A 16,877-nucleotide genomic window follows, 5' to 3' on the forward strand; every position below is an offset into this window, starting at 1 on the left:
ACCCCGTCTCCACCGCGCCGGCGCCGGTCCCGCCCCAGGACCGGACGCCCGGCAGACGAAGGAAGTAGGACACCTTGCTCGACGTCAACGTCTTCGACGAGCTGCGCATCGGCCTGGCCACGGCCGACGACATCCGTGCGTGGTCGCACGGTGAGGTCAAGAAGCCCGAGACCATCAACTACCGCACCCTCAAGCCCGAGAAGGACGGCCTCTTCTGCGAGAAGATCTTCGGCCCCACCCGGGACTGGGAGTGCTACTGCGGCAAGTACAAGCGCGTGCGCTTCAAGGGCATCATCTGCGAGCGCTGCGGCGTCGAGGTGACGCGCTCGAAGGTGCGTCGTGAGCGCATGGGCCACATCGAGCTCGCCGCTCCCGTCACGCACATCTGGTTCTTCAAGGGTGTGCCGTCGCGCCTCGGCTACCTGCTCGACCTCGCCCCGAAGGACCTGGAGAAGGTCATCTACTTCGCGGCGTACATGATCACGTCGGTCGACGACGAGGGTCGGCAGGAAGACCTCCCCAACCTCCAGAACGAGATCGACCTGGAGAAGAAGGAGATCGCGGACGCCCGCGACAACGACATCAACAACCGTGCCCAGAAGCTCGAGGCCGACCTGGCCGAGCTCGAGGCCGAGGGTGCCAAGGCCGACGCGCGCCGCAAGGTCCGCGACTCGGCCGAGCGCGAGATGACGCAGATCCGCAAGCGTGCGGACGCGCAGCTCGACCGCCTCGACCAGGTCTGGGACCGGTTCAAGAACCTCAAGGTCGCCGACCTCGAGGGCGACGAGATGCTCTACCGCGCACTCCAGGACCGCTACGGCACGTACTTCGAGGGCTCGATGGGCGCTGCGGCGATCCAGAAGCGTCTCCAGGACTTCGACCTGGTGGCGGAGGCCGAGTCCCTGCGCGAGACCATCCGCTCGGGCAAGGGCCAGCGCAAGACGCGTGCCCTCAAGCGCCTCAAGGTCGTCAACGCGTTCCTCACCACGACGAACTCGCCCACGGGCATGGTGCTCGACGCCGTCCCGGTCATCCCGCCGGACCTGCGCCCCATGGTGCAGCTCGACGGTGGCCGCTTCGCGACGAGCGACCTCAACGACCTGTACCGCCGCGTGATCAACCGGAACAACCGCCTCAAGCGCCTGCTCGACCTGGGTGCGCCGGAGATCATCGTCAACAACGAGAAGCGGATGCTCCAGGAGGCCGTGGACTCGCTGTTCGACAACGGCCGTCGTGGCCGTCCGGTCACGGGCCCGGGCAACCGCCCGCTGAAGTCCATCTCGGACATGCTCAAGGGCAAGCAGGGTCGTTTCCGTCAGAACCTGCTCGGCAAGCGCGTCGACTACTCGGGCCGTTCGGTCATCGTCGTCGGCCCGCAGCTCAAGCTCCACCAGTGCGGCCTGCCCAAGCAGATGGCGCTCGAGCTGTTCAAGCCGTTCGTCATGAAGCGCCTCGTGGACCTCAACCACGCGCAGAACATCAAGAGCGCCAAGCGCATGGTCGAGCGTGCGCGCCCGGTCGTGTGGGACGTGCTCGAAGAGGTCATCACCGAGCACCCCGTGCTGCTCAACCGTGCGCCGACGCTGCACCGCCTGGGCATCCAGGCGTTCGAGCCGCAGCTCGTCGAGGGCAAGGCGATCCACCTGCACCCGCTCGTGTGCGCCGCGTTCAACGCGGACTTCGACGGCGACCAGATGGCCGTCCACCTGCCCCTGAGCGCGGAGGCGCAGGCCGAGGCCCGCATCCTCATGCTCTCGAGCAACAACATCCTCAAGCCGTCGGACGGTCGTCCGGTGACCATGCCCTCGCAGGACATGATCATCGGCCTGTACCACCTGACGAGCGACAAGAAGGGTGCCGAGGGCGAGGGCCGCTCGTTCGCCTCGGTCGCCGAGGCGATCATGGCGTTCGACCAGGGCACCCTGGACCTGAACGCCGAGGTGAAGATCCGCACGACGGACCTCGTCCCGCCGGTCTCCGGCTTCGAGGCGCCCGAGGGCTGGGAAGAGGGTCAGCCGATCCTGTTCGACACCACGCTCGGTCGCGCGCTCTTCAACGAGACGCTCCCGGTCGACTACCCTTACGTGAACTCGGTCGTCGACAAGAAGCGCCTCTCGGCCATCGTCAACGAGCTGGCGGAGCGCTACCCGAAGGTCGAGGTCGCTGCCTCGCTCGACGCGCTCAAGGCCGCCGGCTTCCGCTGGGCGACCCGCTCCGGCGTGACGATCGCGATCTCCGACGTGGCGACGCCCAAGGAGAAGGCCGAGATCCTCGAGCAGCACGAGGAGCGCGCGCTCAAGGTCCAGCAGCAGTACGACCGTGGTCTCATCACGGACGACGAGCGCCGTCAGGAGCTCATCGAGATCTGGACCCAGGCGACGGACAAGGTCGCGTCCGTCATGCGCGAGAACCTCGAGGCGAACGACCGCAACACCGTGTACCGCATGGTGGGCTCGGGCGCCCGTGGTAACTGGATGCAGGTCCGTCAGATCGCCGGTATGCGCGGCCTCGTGGCGAACCCGAAGGGCGAGATCATCCCGCGCCCGATCAAGTCCAACTACCGCGAGGGCCTGTCCGTCCTCGAGTACTTCATCGCGACGCACGGCGCCCGCAAGGGTCTGGCGGACACCGCTCTGCGGACCGCCGACTCGGGCTACCTCACGCGTCGTCTCGTGGACGTGTCGCAGGACGTCATCATCCGCGAGGAGGACTGCGGCACCGAGCGCGGCCTGACGCTCCCGATCGCCGAGGAGCTCGCGGGCAAGCTCGTGCGCCACCCGAAGGTGGAGACGAGCGTCTACTCGCGCACCCTCGCCTCCGACCTGGTCGACGCCGACGGCAACGTCATCGGCAAGGCCGGGGAGGACGCGGGCGACATCCTCATCGACGCCGCCGTGGCGGCGGGCGTGCGGGACGCGAAGGTCCGCTCCGTGCTGACCTGCGAGTCGCGCGTCGGGACGTGCGCCAAGTGCTACGGGCGTTCGCTCGCGACGGGCAAGCTCGTCGACATCGGCGAGGCCGTCGGCATCATCGCGGCCCAGTCGATCGGTGAGCCCGGTACCCAGCTGACGATGCGTACGTTCCACACCGGTGGTGTGGCGTCCGCGGACGACATCACGCAGGGTCTGCCGCGTGTCACGGAGCTCTTCGAGGCCCGCACCCCCAAGGGTGAGGCGCCCATCGCGGAGTTCTCGGGCCGCATCGCGATCGACGACAGCGAGCGCTCGCGCCGCCTCGTCCTCACGCCGGACGACGGCTCGGAGGAGATCGCCTACCCGGTGACGAAGCGTGCGCGCCTGCTCGTGCAGGACGGGGACCAGGTCTCCGTCGGCACGCAGCTCGTGCAGGGTGCGGTCGACCCGAAGAAGGTCCTGCGCATCCTCGGCCCGCGCGCCACGCAGAAGCACCTGGTGGACGAGGTCCAGGAGGTCTACCGCTCCCAGGGCGTGGACATCCACGACAAGCACATCGAGGTCATCGTGCGGCAGATGCTGCGCCGCATCACGGTCCTCGACTCCGGCGACGCCCCGCTGCTGCCGGGCGAGTTGGCCGAGCGCGGCCGGTTCGAGGACGCCAACCGCCGGACCGTGGCGGAGGGTGGCCAGCCGGCCTCCGGTCGTCCGGAGCTGATGGGCATCACGAAGGCGTCGCTCGCGACGGACTCGTGGCTGTCGGCCGCCTCCTTCCAGGAGACGACCCGCGTGCTCACCGAGGCGTCGATGAGCGGTCGTCGTGACCCGTTGCTCGGCCTCAAGGAGAACGTCATCATCGGTAAGCTCATCCCGGCCGGTACGGGCCTGCCCCGCTACCGCAACGTCGAGGTCGAGCCGACCGAGCAGGCGAAGACGGAGCTCTACCCGAGCTTCGGCTACGACGAGATCGACTTCCCGGCGCTCGGCATGGGCTCCGGCGAGGCGATCCCGCTCGAGGACCTGGACTTCGGCGACTACCGCTGACGTCCCCGCTCCGACGGATGCCCGACGGCGGTCCGCACCTCGTGTGCGGGTCCGCGGTCGGGCATCCGTCGTCCGGGCCGAACGCGTGCGGTCACCCGACCTGCGCCTTTGACTACCTGCCAGGCGGCAGGTAACCTGGTAAACCGTGCCCGCGCCGTCGGGCCCTCCGTGATGTCCCTGGCGGGACGGTGTCAGCGAGCGATCGCCGCACACCGCCGCGTGGCGGTCTCCGGACGGGCCGATGTGAGTGCCCGGGCATTCCGGATCCGGTCCTGGCGGCGCCTCGCGCCCGAGGACGGGAGGCGGACCATCGAGCCGGTGGTAGGTGGCTGCTGCAGCGTGTCGAGCGCTGCGGGTGCCTCGTGCGATCGGTTCCAGGAGCCAGCACGACCACCATCGGGGATAGCCCCGGTACAGCTCGAGAAGACACGGAGACGTAGTGCCTACGATCCAGCAGCTCGTCCGCAAGGGGCGGACCTCGAAGGTGGGGAAGTCCAAGACTCCCGCCCTCAAGGGTTCCCCGCAGCGGCGCGGTGTGTGCACCCGCGTGTACACCACCACCCCGAAGAAGCCGAACTCCGCGCTGCGCAAGGTCGCTCGCGTGAAGCTCTCCTCCCAGGTCGAGGTCACGGCCTACATCCCGGGCGTCGGCCACAACCTCCAGGAGCACTCCATCGTGCTCGTGCGCGGCGGTCGTGTGAAGGACCTCCCGGGTGTGCGCTACAAGATCGTGCGCGGCGCGCTCGACACGCAGGGCGTGAAGAACCGCAAGCAGGCCCGCAGCCGGTACGGCGCCAAGAAGGAGAAGAGCTGATGCCTCGCAAGGGCCCGGCCCCGAAGCGGCCGCTCATCGTCGACCCCGTCTACGGGTCGCCCGTCGTCACGCAGCTCATCAACAAGGTGCTGCTCGACGGCAAGAAGTCCACCGCCGAGTCGATCGTCTACGGCGCCCTCGAGGGCGTCCGGGCGAAGACCGACGGCGACCCGGTCGTCGTCCTCAAGCGCGCGCTCGAGAACGTGCGCCCCGCGCTCGAGGTCCGCTCGCGCCGTGTCGGTGGCGCGACCTACCAGGTCCCGGTCGAGGTGCGTCCCGCGCGCTCCACGACCCTCGCGCTGCGCTGGCTCACGGACTACTCGCGCGCCCGTCGCGAGAAGACCATGACCGAGCGCCTCATGAACGAGATCCTCGACGCGAGCAACGGCCTCGGTGCCGCGGTCAAGCGTCGCGAGGACATGCACAAGATGGCGGAGTCCAACAAGGCCTTCGCCCACTACCGCTGGTAGTCCGCCCGACCGGCCTCGGGGACCTCCGGGTCCCCGGGGCCGTCGGCGGGTCTCCGGCCGGCCACCCCGGTCCGAGCAGCGCCCCCGACTCAACCCACCTAGCGAGGGAAACAGACCGTGGCACTTGACGTGCTGACCGACCTGAACAAGGTCCGCAACATCGGCATCATGGCCCACATCGATGCCGGTAAGACCACGACCACCGAGCGCATCCTGTTCTACACGGGTGTGAACTACAAGATCGGTGAGACGCACGACGGCGCGTCGACGATGGACTGGATGGAGCAGGAGCAGGAGCGCGGCATCACGATCACGTCGGCCGCGACGACCTGCTACTGGAAGAACAACCAGATCAACATCATCGACACGCCGGGCCACGTCGACTTCACGGTCGAGGTCGAGCGCTCCCTGCGCGTGCTCGACGGCGCCGTCGCCGTCTTCGACGGCAAGGAGGGCGTGGAGCCGCAGTCGGAGACGGTGTGGCGCCAGGCGGACAAGTACAACGTGCCGCGCATCTGCTTCGTCAACAAGATGGACAAGCTCGGTGCGGACTTCTACTTCACCGTCGACACGATCATCAACCGCCTCAAGGCGAAGCCGCTGGTCATCCAGCTGCCGATCGGCTCCGAGAACGACTTCACCGGCGTCGTCGACCTGCTCGAGATGAAGGCGCTCGTCTGGCACGGCGAGACGAAGCTCGGCGAGGCGTACGACACCGAGGAGATCCCGGCCGACCTGGTCGAGAAGGCCGAGCAGTACCGCAGCGACCTCATCGAGGCCGTCGCGGAGGCCGACGAGGAGCTCCTCGAGAAGTACCTCGGCGGCGAGGAGCTGACGATCGCGGAGATCAAGTCCGGGATCCGCAAGCTCGTCATCGCGGGCGAGGCGTTCCCGGTCCTGTGCGGGTCCGCGTTCAAGAACAAGGGCGTGCAGCCCATGCTCGACGCGGTCATCGACTACCTGCCGTCGCCGCTCGACGTCCCCGCGATCGAGGGCCACGACGTCAAGGACGAGGAGAAGATCATCGAGCGTCACCCCGACGCCACCGAGCCCTTCTCCGCGCTCGCGTTCAAGGTCGCGACGCACCCGTTCTTCGGCAAGCTCACGTACGTCCGCGTCTACTCGGGCAAGGTCGCGCAGGGCGCCCAGGTCCTCAACTCGACCAAGGGCAAGAAGGAGCGCATCGGGAAGCTCTTCCAGATGCACTCCAACAAGGAGAACCCGGTCGACGAGGCCGCCGCGGGCCACATCTACGCGTTCATCGGCCTGAAGGACACCACGACCGGTGACACGCTGAGCGCGCTCGACGCGCCCGTGATCCTCGAGTCGATGACGTTCCCCGAGCCCGTCATCGACGTCGCGATCGAGCCGAAGACGAAGGCCGACCAGGAGAAGCTCTCGACGGCGATCCAGAAGCTCGCCGAGGAGGACCCGACCTTCCGCGTCAAGCTGGACCAGGAGACCGGCCAGACCGTCATCGGCGGCATGGGCGAGCTCCACCTCGACATCCTCGTCGACCGCATGCGTCGCGAGTTCAAGGTCGAGGCGAACGTCGGCAAGCCGCAGGTCGCGTACCGCGAGACGATCCGCCGCAAGGCCGAGAAGATCGACTACACGCACAAGAAGCAGACCGGTGGTTCCGGGCAGTTCGCCAAGGTCCAGGTGACCTTCGAGCCGCTCGACACGGCCGAGGGCGAGCTCTACGAGTTCAGCAACGCCGTCACCGGTGGTCGCATCCCGCGTGAGTACATCCCCAGCGTCGACGCCGGCATCCAGTCCGCGATGGAGCTCGGCGTGCTCGCCGGCTTCCCGCTGGTCGGGGTCAAGGCGACGCTGCTCGACGGCGCCTACCACGAGGTCGACTCCTCGGAGATGGCGTTCAAGATCGCCGGCTCGATGGTCCTCAAGGAGGGCGTCAAGCGGGCGGACCCGGTTCTGCTGGAGCCGGTGATGGCGGTCGAGGTGCGTACGCCCGAGGAGTACATGGGCGACGTCATCGGCGACCTGAACTCACGTCGTGGAATGATCCAGTCCATGGAGGACGCGACGGGTGTGAAGGTCGTCCGGGCCCACGTACCGTTGTCAGAGATGTTCGGGTACATCGGTGACCTCCGGTCCAAGACCCAGGGTCGCGCCGTGTACTCGATGCAGTTCGACAGCTACGCCGAGGTTCCTCGGAACGTTGCCGAAGAGATCATCAAGAAGACCCGGGGCGAGTGAGTCCCCACAGGTCGAAGACCCGCACAACCATCAACCTGTAGGAAACCGCAACGCCCCGCGGATGTAGGATCTTTCGGTCGACATTCGCAACGTTCGGCACATCTACCCAAGTCCCAGGAGGACCCCAGTGGCTAAGGCCAAGTTCGAGCGGACCAAGCCGCACGTCAACATCGGCACCATCGGTCACGTCGACCACGGTAAGACGACGCTGACGGCGGCCATCTCGAAGACGCTCGCGGACACGTACCCGGACCTGCCGGCGAACGTGCAGCGCAACTTCGACGAGATCGACGCGGCTCCCGAGGAGAAGCAGCGCGGTATCACGATCAACATCGCGCACATCGAGTACGAGACGCCGAAGCGCCACTACGCGCACGTCGACGCCCCGGGTCACGCCGACTACATCAAGAACATGATCACCGGTGCCGCGCAGATGGACGGCGCGATCCTGGTGGTCGCCGCGACCGACGGTCCGATGGCCCAGACGCGTGAGCACGTCCTGCTCGCCCGCCAGGTCGGCGTGCCGTACCTGCTCGTCGCGCTCAACAAGTCCGACATGGTCGACGACGAGGAGATCCTCGAGCTCGTCGAGATGGAGGTCCGCGAGCTGCTGTCGGGCCAGGGCTACGACGGCGACGACGCTCCTGTCGTCCGCGTCTCCGGCCTCAAGGCGCTCGAGGGCGACCCCGAGTGGACCGCGAAGGTGCTTGAGCTCATGGAGGCCGTGGACGAGAACGTCCCCGAGCCCGTCCGCGAGCTCGACAAGCCCTTCCTCATGCCCGTCGAGGACGTCTTCACGATCACCGGTCGTGGCACCGTCGTCACCGGCAAGGTGGAGCGTGGCACGCTCGACCTCAACTCGGACGTCGAGATCGTCGGCATCCGCGCGCCCCAGAAGACCACGGTCACGGGCATCGAGACGTTCCACAAGCAGATGGACCAGGCCCAGGCCGGCGACAACACCGGTCTGCTCCTGCGCGGCATCAAGCGTGAGGACGTCGAGCGCGGCCAGGTCGTCGTGAAGCCGGGTTCGATCACCCCGCACACGCAGTTCGAGGCGCAGGTCTACATCCTGGGCAAGGACGAGGGCGGCCGTCACAACCCGTTCTACTCGAACTACCGTCCGCAGTTCTACTTCCGCACGACGGACGTCACCGGCGTCATCACGCTGCCCGAGGGCACCGAGATGGTCATGCCCGGCGACAACACCGAGATGACGGTCGAGCTGATCCAGCCGATCGCCATGGAGGAGGGCCTCGGCTTCGCCATCCGTGAGGGTGGCCGCACCGTCGGCTCGGGCCGCGTCACCAAGATCCTCAAGTGATCTGACGCTGCTACGCAGCACATCGTCGAAGGCCCGGTCCCCGTTCGCGGGGCCGGGCCTTCGCCCTGCGGTCACCGTCACACGTCCTGAGGCGCGATCGGGCTCGCCCCGACTTGGACTCCTGGAGTTCGTGTGGCAGACTGTTCAGGTTGCCTGTTACGGGTGCGCTCTTTCACGTGTCGAACAGTGTGTTGAACCGGCCCTCGCTCGGCGAGGGTCAGGACCCCGGGACCTCTCCCGGGTCTGCGGGTTGAGCTCTCTGTGTCGATACGGATCGAGACCCCGCGGAACACACGTTCCGGCCAGGCTCGACAAACGTTGTGGTCCGGTACCGCGGCGTCGTGCGTCAGCACGGTGCGCGGATGGTGGCCACATATCCAACGGCCCTCACGCCTCTCGGCGTGTGCGCCCTGGTGCGTCGCGAATACGCGACACGCCCGAGCGCGGGGGTCGGACAGCTAGCGGTTCGAGAGAGAGAGTCAGACGACGCCATGGCGGGACAGAAGATCCGCATCCGGCTCAAGTCCTACGACCACGAGGTCATCGACAGCTCGGCGCGCAAGATCGTCGACACGGTGACGCGCGCTGGTGCAACGGTCGTGGGTCCGGTGCCGCTGCCGACGGAGAAGAACGTCTTCTGCGTCATCCGGTCGCCTCACAAGTACAAGGACAGCCGCGAGCACTTCGAGATGCGCACGCACAAGCGGCTGATCGACATCATCGATCCCACGCCGAAGGCCGTCGACTCGCTCATGCGTCTCGACCTGCCTGCGGACGTGAACATCGAGATCAAGCTCTGAGGCTGGAGGACATCATGACTACCCCCCAGCAGAACGCCCGCGCGGTCACGGCCGTGCTCGGCACGAAGCTCGGAATGACGCAGCTGTGGGACGAGGCCGGTCGCCTCGTGCCCGTCACGGTCGTCGCGGTCGGCACGAACGTCGTCACGCAGGTGCGCACGACGGACGCCGACGGCTACTCCGCCGTGCAGCTCGCCTACGGCCAGATCGACCCGCGCAAGGTCACCAAGCCCCTCAAGGGCCACTTCGAGAAGGCCGGCGTCACGCCGCGCCGTCACGTGGCCGAGGTCCGTACCACCGACGCGTCCGAGTACACGCTCGGGCAGGAGATCACCGCCGACGCCTTCGAGGCCGGCGCCACGGTCGACGTCTCCGGTACGACCAAGGGCAAGGGCACCGCCGGTGTCATGAAGCGTCACGGCTTCTCCGGCGTCGGCGCCTCGCACGGTGCGCACCGCAACCACCGCAAGCCCGGCTCGATCGGTGGGGCCTCGACCCCGTCGCGCGTCTTCAAGGGCGTGCGCATGGCCGGCCGCATGGGCAACGCCCAGCAGACCACCCAGAACCTGACCGTCCACGCGGTCGACGTCGAGAAGGGACTGCTGCTCGTCAAGGGCGCCGTCCCCGGCCCCAAGGGCGGCGTCGTCCTCGTGCGCAGCGCCGCGAAGGGAGCGTGAACAACATGGCCGCTCTGACCGTTGACGTCCTTGACCCCAAGGGCAAGAAGGCCGGCACCGCCGAGCTCCCCGCCGAGGTGTTCGACGTCGAGACGAACGTGCCGCTCATCCACCAGGTCGTCGTCGCCCAGCGTGCTGCTGCACGCCAGGGCACCCACGACACCAAGAGCCGCGGTGAGGTCCGCGGTGGTGGGCGCAAGCCGTACAAGCAGAAGGGCACGGGCCGCGCCCGCCAGGGCTCGATCCGCGCGCCGCAGTTCGCCGGCGGTGGCGTCGTCCACGGCCCGACGCCGCGCTCGTACGACCAGCGCACCCCGAAGAAGATGAAGGCTGCCGCCCTGCGCGGTGCCCTCTCCGACCGGGCGCGTCACGGCCGCGTGCACGTGGTGACCGGCTTCGGCGTCGACGGCCTGCCGTCGACCAAGACCGCCGTCGCGACGCTCGCCAAGCTCTCCGAGCGCAAGCACGTCCTCGTCGTCACCGAGCGTGGTGACGAGCTGACCGTGAAGTCGCTGCGGAACGTCGAGCAGGTCCACCTCCTGGTGGCCGACCAGCTCAACACCTACGACGTGCTCGTCTCCGACGACGTCGTCTTCACGCAGGGCGCGCTCGACGCGTTCCTGGCCGGCCCGGCCACGGGTCGCTCCGCGAAGGCCGTCGCCACCTCCACCGAGGCGGACGAGACTGCTGCCGAGGAGGCTGCGAAGTGACCACCGTGACCAAGGACCCCCGCGACGTGATCCTCTCGCCCGTCGTCTCCGAGAAGAGCTACGGCCTCCTCGACGAGGGCAAGTACACGTTCGTCGTGGACCCGCGGGCCAACAAGACCGAGATCAAGATCGCGATCGAGCAGATCTTCTCCGTCAAGGTTGCGTCGGTGAACACGATCAACCGCAAGGGCAAGACGCGTCGGACGCGTTTCGGCCTGGGCAAGCGCAAGGACACCAAGCGTGCGATCGTCACCCTCCGCGAGGGCACGATCGACATCTTCGGCTGAGCCGACGAGAGCAGATTGAGGACAGATCCCCATGGGAATCCGTAAGTACAAGCCGACGACGCCCGGCCGCCGCGGCTCGAGCGTCGCCGACTTCGCCGAGATCACGCGCTCGCAGCCGGAGAAGTCTCTGGTCCGCCCGCTCTCCAAGAGCGGCGGCCGCAACAGCTCCGGTCGGATCACCACCCGTCACAAGGGTGGTGGCCACAAGCGTGCGTACCGCGTGATCGACTTCCGTCGTCACGACAAGGACGGCGTGCCCGCGAAGGTCGCGCACATCGAGTACGACCCCAACCGCACCGCGCGCATCGCGCTCCTGCACTACGCGGACGGCGAGAAGCGCTACATCATCGCGCCGAGCAAGCTCAAGCAGGGCGACGTCATCGAGAACGGTGCCGGCGCGGACATCAAGCCTGGCAACAACCTGCCGCTGCGCAACATCCCGACCGGTACGGTCATCCACGCCATCGAGCTCAAGCCCGGTGGCGGCGCGAAGATCGCCCGCTCGGCCGGTGCGTCGGTGCAGCTCGTCGCCAAGGACGGGCCGTACGCGCAGCTGCGCATGCCCTCCGGCGAGATCCGCAACGTCGACCTGCGCTGCCGCGCGACGGTCGGCGAGGTGGGCAACGCCGAGCAGTCGAACATCAACTGGGGCAAGGCCGGCCGCATGCGGTGGAAGGGCAAGCGCCCGACCGTCCGCGGTGTCGCGATGAACCCGATCGACCACCCGCACGGTGGTGGTGAAGGCAAGACCTCCGGTGGCCGTCACCCGGTGAGCCCCTGGGGCCAGCCGGAGGGACGTACCCGCCGCCCGAACAAGCCGAGCGACAAGCTGATCGTGCGTCGTCGCCGTACCGGCAAGAAGCGCTGATAGGAGCCTGGAGACATGCCTCGTAGCCTGAAGAAGGGCCCCTTCGTCGACGACCACCTGCAGAAGAAGGTGGACGCTCAGAACGAGAAGGGGACCAAGAACGTCATCAAGACCTGGTCCCGTCGGTCGGTCATCACGCCCGACTTCCTCGGACACACCTTCGCCGTGCACGACGGCCGCAAGCACACGCCGGTGTTCGTCACCGAGTCGATGGTCGGCCACAAGCTCGGCGAGTTCGCTCCCACGCGGACCTTCCGCGGCCACGTGAAGGACGACAAGAAGGGTCGTCGCCGCTGACCCGCGAGGGTCGCGATGACGACTGGATTGTCGAATGACGGTCAACACACAAGAAGGCAGGACAGCAATGGAAGCCAAGGCGCAGGCGCGGTTCGTCCGTGTCACGCCCCAGAAGGCCCGGCGCGTCGTGGACCTCATCCGTGGCAAGCAGGCCTCCGAGGCCGTCGCGGTGCTGAAGTTCGCACCGCAGGCGGCGAGCGAGCCCGTCCGCAAGGTCGTGGAGAGCGCGATCGCCAACGCCCGGGTGAAGGCGGACCGCGCGAGCGTCGCGTTCGACGAGCAGGAGCTCGTCGTGCGTGAGGCGTTCGTCGACGAGGGCCCGACCCTCAAGCGTTTCCGCCCGCGCGCCCAGGGCCGTGCGAACCGCATCCTCAAGCGCACCAGCCACATCACCGTGGTGATCGCTCCGCGCGAGAACACGAAGGGAAGTGCCCGATAGTGGGACAGAAGGTTCACCCGCACGGGTACCGCCTCGGCATCACCACCGACCACCGGTCGCGCTGGTTCGCCGACAGCACCAAGCCCGGACAGCGGTACCGCGACTACGTCCGCGAGGACGTCCAGATCCGCAAGCTCATGAGCACCGGTCTCGAGCGCGCGGGCATCTCCAAGGTCGAGATCGAGCGCACCCGTGACCGTGTCCGCGTGGACATCCACACGGCGCGCCCGGGCATCGTCATCGGTCGCCGTGGCGCCGAGGCGGACCGCATCCGCGGCGAGCTGGAGAAGCTCACCGGCAAGCAGGTGCAGCTCAACATCCTCGAGGTCAAGAACGCTGAGATCGACTCCCAGCTCGTGGCCCAGGGGATCGCGGAGCAGCTCGCGAGCCGCGTCTCGTTCCGTCGTGCCATGCGCAAGGGCATCCAGTCCGCGCAGCGCGCCGGCGCCAAGGGCATCCGCGTGCAGGTCTCCGGCCGCCTCGGCGGCGCGGAGATGAGCCGCTCGGAGTTCTACCGCGAGGGTCGCGTCCCGCTGCACACGCTGCGCGCGTACATCGACTACGGCTTCTTCGAGGCCCGCACGACCTTCGGCCGCATCGGCGTGAAGGTCTGGATCTACAAGGGCGACGTCACCGAGAAGGAGTTCGCCGCGCAGCAGGCCACGGCCGCTCCGCGCCAGGGCCGTGGTGGCCCGCGCGGGGAGCGCGGTGGCGACCGTCGCGGTGGCGAGCGTCGTGGTGGCGACCGTCGTCCCGAGCGTTCGGGCGAGCGGACCCCCGGGTCCGACGCGCCGGCCGCGGCAGAGCAGTCCGCTCCTGCCGCGGAGGCGAAGGCCCCTGAGACCGGAACGGAGGCCTGAGTCATGCTGATCCCGCGCAGGCTCAAGCACCGCAAGCAGCACCACCCGTCGCGCTCCGGTGCGGCGAAGGGTGGCACGCAGATCTCGTTCGGCGAGTACGGCATCCAGGCTCTCGAGCCCGCCTACGTGACGAACCGGCAGATCGAGGCTGCTCGTATCGCGATGACCCGCCACATCAAGCGTGGCGGCAAGGTCTGGATCAACATCTACCCGGACCGTCCGCTGACCAAGAAGCCCGCCGAGACCCGCATGGGTTCCGGTAAGGGCTCGCCCGAGTGGTGGGTCGCCAATGTCAAGCCCGGCCGCATCGTCTTCGAGCTGGCCGGTGTCCCGGAGCCCCTGGCGCGCGAGGCCATGCGTCGCGCGATCCACAAGCTCCCGATGAAGTGCCGTTTCGTGGTGCGCGAGGGTGGTGGCAACTGATGGCAATCGGAACGAAGGGGCTCGCCCCTGTCGACCTCGACGCCATGGACGACGAGACTCTCGTCGCCGAGCTCAAGAAGGTCAAGGAGGAGCTCTTCAACCTCCGCTTCCAGTCGGCCACCGGCCAGCTGGAGAGCCACGGGCGCCTCAAGGCCGTCCGCCGCGACATCGCGCGGATCTACACGATCCTGCGTGAGCGCGAGCTCGGCATCCGTACCGCGCCGAGCGCCGAGTGAGTGAGGCTGGAATGAGCGAGAACGCAACCAACGCGCCCGAGGTCGCCGAGGCGACCGCGCAGCGCGCGTACCGCAAGACGCGTCGCGGCTACGTCGTGAGCGACAAGATGGACAAGACCGTGGTGGTCGAGGTCGAGGACCGGGTCAAGCACCCGCTCTACGGCAAGGTCATCCGCCGCACGAGCAAGGTCAAGGCGCACGACGAGCAGAACTCTGCCGGCGTGGGCGACCTCGTGCTCATCATGGAGACCCGCCCGCTGTCCGCGACCAAGCGGTGGCGGCTCGTGGAGATCCTCGAGAAGGCCAAGTAAGCCCCGCCGCAAGGCAGGTTCGTGGCGGGCGGCGACGTCCGCCCGTCACGGACCGTCTCGTGCCGCACCGCGGTGCGGCAACCAGTGAGGACAGGTCCGGCGGGTCCACCGCCAGGCCTGGCCGGTTCACCCGCGAGGGACCCGGCACTGACAGCTATCCGTTCGGCAAGGCTCGCCCCGCGCGAGAACCGGCTCGACGACAGGAGTTCATTACATGATCCAGCAGGAGTCGCGACTTCGTGTCGCCGACAACACGGGTGCGAAGGAGATTCTCTGCATCCGTGTTCTCGGTGGCTCGGGCCGTCGCTACGCCGGAATCGGCGACGTCATCGTCGCAACCGTCAAGGACGCCATCCCGGGCGGCAACGTGAAGAAGGGCGACGTCGTCAAGGCGGTCGTCGTCCGCACCGCCAAGGAGCGCCGTCGTCCGGACGGTTCCTACATCAAGTTCGACGAGAACGCCGCCGTGATCCTCAAGAACGACGGTGAGCCGCGCGGTACCCGCATCTTCGGCCCGGTCGGGCGCGAGCTGCGCGACAAGCGGTTCATGAAGATCATCTCGCTGGCTCCGGAGGTGCTCTGACCATGGCCAAGATCAAGAAGGGCGACCTCGTCGTCGTCATCGCCGGCAAGGACAAGGGCAAGCAGGGCCGTGTGCTCGAGGTGCTCACCGACAGCGACCGCGTGATCGTCGAGGGTGTCCAGCGCGTCACGAAGCACACCAAGGTCGGCCAGTCGCAGCGCGGCACGCGGACCGGTGGCATCGAGACCGTCGAGGCCCCGATCCACATCAGCAACGTGATGGTCGTCGACCCGGAGACCAAGAAGGGCACCCGCGTCGGGTACCGCACCGAAGAGGTCGAGCGTGACGGCCGCCAGCGCACCGTGCGTGTGCGCGTGGCCAAGCGCTCCGGTAAGGACATCTGATGAGCACCGAGACCACTGAGATCGCAGCCCCCGAGATCCCGCGCCTCAAGCAGCGCTACCGCGAGGAGATCGTCGCCGGCCTGCGCGAGGAGTTCGGGCACGAGAACGTCAACCAGGTCGCCCGCGTCACGAAGATCGTCGTGAACATGGGTGTCGGTGACGCTGCCAAGGACTCGAAGCTCATCGAGGGCGCCATCCGCGACCTGTCCGCGATCACCGGCCAGAAGCCGCAGGTGACCAAGGCCCGCAAGTCCATCGCGCAGTTCAAGCTGCGTGAGGGCATGCCGATCGGTGCGCACGTCACGCTGCGCGGCGACCGCATGTGGGAGTTCCTGGACCGTCTGCTCTCGATCGCCCTGCCGCGCATCCGCGACTTCCGCGGGCTGTCGCCCAAGCAGTTCGACGGGCACGGCAACTACACCTTCGGCCTCACGGAGCAGTCGATGTTCCACGAGATCGACCAGGACAAGATCGACCGTGTCCGCGGTATGGACATCACGGTCGTGACCACGGCGACGACCGATGACGAGGGCCGCTCCCTGCTGCGCCGTCTCGGCTTCCCCTTCAAGGAGAACTGACATGGCGAAGAAGGCCCTGATCAACAAGGCGGCCGCCAAGCCCAAGTTCGCGGTCCGCGCCTACACCCGGTGCCAGAAGTGCGGTCGCCCGCACTCGGTGTACCGCAAGTTCGGCCTGTGCCGTATCTGCGTGCGCGAGATGGCCCACCGTGGTGAGCTTCCCGGCGTCACCAAGAGCAGCTGGTAACAACTACGTCGTAGGTCCTGGCGGAGCGCGCCGCACGGTGCGCCTCCGCCCGGATACCACGTCGAGGAAGGGCTAAGCCCGATGACGATGACCGACCCGATCGCAGACATGCTGACGCGTCTGCGTAACGCGAACTCGGCTTACCACGAGACGGTGACCATGCCGTACTCGAAGCTGAAGTCGCACATTGCCGAGATCCTCCAGGCCGAGGGCTACATCTCCGGCTGGAGCGTCGAGGACGCGAAGGTGGGCAAGAACCTCACCATCCAGCTGAAGTTCGGCCCGAACCGTGAGCGCAGCCTTGCCGGCGTGCGCCGCGTGTCCAAGCCGGGCCTGCGCAAGTACGCCAAGTCCACCGAGCTGCCCAAGGTGCTCGGGGGCCTGGGCGTGGCGATCCTGTCCACGTCCTCCGGCCTCCTCACCGACAAGCAGGCCGCCAAGAAGGGCGTGGGCGGCGAAGTCCTCGCCTACGTCTGGTAATCCGGAAAGGAGA

The 16,877-nt window shown here is 67.7% G+C and carries 21 protein-coding genes; all 21 read left to right on the forward strand.

Annotation, left to right across the window (positions count from 1 at the left end):
- Positions 1-74 precede the first annotated feature (74 nt).
- The 21 genes from ACMXGY_RS05730 (at position 75) to rpsH (ending at position 16,864) form a co-directional block, all read left to right on the forward strand.
- Positions 75-3,956, forward strand: coding sequence for a DNA-directed RNA polymerase subunit beta' (locus ACMXGY_RS05730; RefSeq protein WP_483775912.1), 3,882 nt, complete (start codon positions 75-77; stop codon positions 3,954-3,956).
- A 439-nt stretch (positions 3,957-4,395) separates the two neighbouring features.
- On the forward strand, positions 4,396-4,770 hold the full coding sequence (gene rpsL, locus ACMXGY_RS05735; protein WP_021479869.1) for a 30S ribosomal protein S12: 375 nt from the start codon (positions 4,396-4,398) through the stop codon (positions 4,768-4,770).
- A complete protein-coding gene (rpsG, locus tag ACMXGY_RS05740) occupies positions 4,770-5,240 on the forward strand; it encodes a 30S ribosomal protein S7 (protein WP_483775913.1) in 471 nt (156 codons plus the stop codon). Before rpsL ends, rpsG begins: the two co-directional genes overlap by 1 nt.
- Positions 5,241-5,357: 117 nt before the next feature.
- Positions 5,358-7,460 (forward strand): elongation factor G, encoded by a 2,103-nt coding sequence (fusA, locus tag ACMXGY_RS05745; RefSeq protein ID WP_483775914.1) that lies wholly within the window; start codon positions 5,358-5,360, stop codon positions 7,458-7,460.
- 127 nt (positions 7,461-7,587) lie between these two features.
- Entirely contained in the window at positions 7,588-8,784 is a 1,197-nt protein-coding gene (gene tuf / locus ACMXGY_RS05750; RefSeq protein ID WP_483775915.1) for an elongation factor Tu, read from the forward strand.
- Positions 8,785-9,275: 491 nt separating this feature from the next.
- A complete protein-coding gene (gene rpsJ, locus ACMXGY_RS05755; RefSeq protein ID WP_012867945.1) occupies positions 9,276-9,584 on the forward strand; it encodes a 30S ribosomal protein S10 in 309 nt (102 codons plus the stop codon).
- A 14-nt stretch (positions 9,585-9,598) separates the two neighbouring features.
- Positions 9,599-10,261 (forward strand): 50S ribosomal protein L3, encoded by a 663-nt coding sequence (gene rplC / locus ACMXGY_RS05760; protein ID WP_483775916.1) that lies wholly within the window; start codon positions 9,599-9,601, stop codon positions 10,259-10,261.
- Between the two features lie 5 nt (positions 10,262-10,266).
- A complete protein-coding gene (gene rplD, locus ACMXGY_RS05765; protein ID WP_483775917.1) occupies positions 10,267-10,971 on the forward strand; it encodes a 50S ribosomal protein L4 in 705 nt (234 codons plus the stop codon).
- Positions 10,968-11,258, forward strand: a complete 291-nt coding sequence (gene rplW / locus ACMXGY_RS05770; RefSeq protein WP_251153537.1) for a 50S ribosomal protein L23 — start codon at positions 10,968-10,970, stop codon at positions 11,256-11,258. The genes rplD and rplW overlap by 4 nt, the downstream gene beginning before the upstream one ends.
- A gap of 31 nt (positions 11,259-11,289) precedes the next feature.
- Entirely contained in the window at positions 11,290-12,126 is an 837-nt protein-coding gene (rplB, locus tag ACMXGY_RS05775; RefSeq protein WP_191612722.1) for a 50S ribosomal protein L2, read from the forward strand.
- Between the two features lie 15 nt (positions 12,127-12,141).
- Complete coding sequence (gene rpsS / locus ACMXGY_RS05780) at positions 12,142-12,423, forward strand: 30S ribosomal protein S19 (protein WP_021479878.1); 282 nt, start codon at positions 12,142-12,144, stop codon at positions 12,421-12,423.
- Between the two features lie 67 nt (positions 12,424-12,490).
- Positions 12,491-12,862, forward strand: a complete 372-nt coding sequence (rplV, locus tag ACMXGY_RS05785; RefSeq protein ID WP_251153538.1) for a 50S ribosomal protein L22 — start codon at positions 12,491-12,493, stop codon at positions 12,860-12,862.
- Complete coding sequence (gene rpsC / locus ACMXGY_RS05790) at positions 12,862-13,722, forward strand: 30S ribosomal protein S3 (RefSeq protein WP_483775918.1); 861 nt, start codon at positions 12,862-12,864, stop codon at positions 13,720-13,722. The genes rplV and rpsC overlap by 1 nt, the downstream gene beginning before the upstream one ends.
- Before the next feature lie 3 nt (positions 13,723-13,725).
- Positions 13,726-14,145 (forward strand): 50S ribosomal protein L16, encoded by a 420-nt coding sequence (rplP, locus tag ACMXGY_RS05795; RefSeq protein ID WP_069386374.1) that lies wholly within the window; start codon positions 13,726-13,728, stop codon positions 14,143-14,145.
- Positions 14,145-14,381, forward strand: a complete 237-nt coding sequence (rpmC, locus tag ACMXGY_RS05800) for a 50S ribosomal protein L29 (RefSeq protein WP_021480429.1) — start codon at positions 14,145-14,147, stop codon at positions 14,379-14,381. The genes rplP and rpmC overlap by 1 nt, the downstream gene beginning before the upstream one ends.
- Before the next feature lie 11 nt (positions 14,382-14,392).
- A complete protein-coding gene (gene rpsQ / locus ACMXGY_RS05805; protein ID WP_483775919.1) occupies positions 14,393-14,692 on the forward strand; it encodes a 30S ribosomal protein S17 in 300 nt (99 codons plus the stop codon).
- A 214-nt stretch (positions 14,693-14,906) separates the two neighbouring features.
- Positions 14,907-15,275, forward strand: coding sequence for a 50S ribosomal protein L14 (gene rplN, locus ACMXGY_RS05810; RefSeq protein WP_021480431.1), 369 nt, complete (start codon positions 14,907-14,909; stop codon positions 15,273-15,275).
- A 2-nt stretch (positions 15,276-15,277) separates the two neighbouring features.
- Positions 15,278-15,619, forward strand: coding sequence for a 50S ribosomal protein L24 (gene rplX / locus ACMXGY_RS05815; RefSeq protein ID WP_483775920.1), 342 nt, complete (start codon positions 15,278-15,280; stop codon positions 15,617-15,619).
- Positions 15,619-16,197 carry a 50S ribosomal protein L5 gene (gene rplE / locus ACMXGY_RS05820; RefSeq protein ID WP_483775921.1) on the forward strand — a complete coding sequence of 193 codons (579 nt, stop codon included), beginning with the start codon at positions 15,619-15,621 and terminating at the stop codon, positions 16,195-16,197. Before rplX ends, rplE begins: the two co-directional genes overlap by 1 nt.
- A gap of 1 nt (position 16,198) precedes the next feature.
- Entirely contained in the window at positions 16,199-16,384 is a 186-nt protein-coding gene (locus tag ACMXGY_RS05825; RefSeq protein WP_021480434.1) for a type Z 30S ribosomal protein S14, read from the forward strand.
- Positions 16,385-16,465: 81 nt separating this feature from the next.
- A complete protein-coding gene (gene rpsH / locus ACMXGY_RS05830) occupies positions 16,466-16,864 on the forward strand; it encodes a 30S ribosomal protein S8 (RefSeq protein ID WP_483775922.1) in 399 nt (132 codons plus the stop codon).
- Positions 16,865-16,877 lie beyond the last annotated feature (13 nt).

This window comes from Cellulosimicrobium sp. G4 BAM 1002, assembly GCF_057126935.1.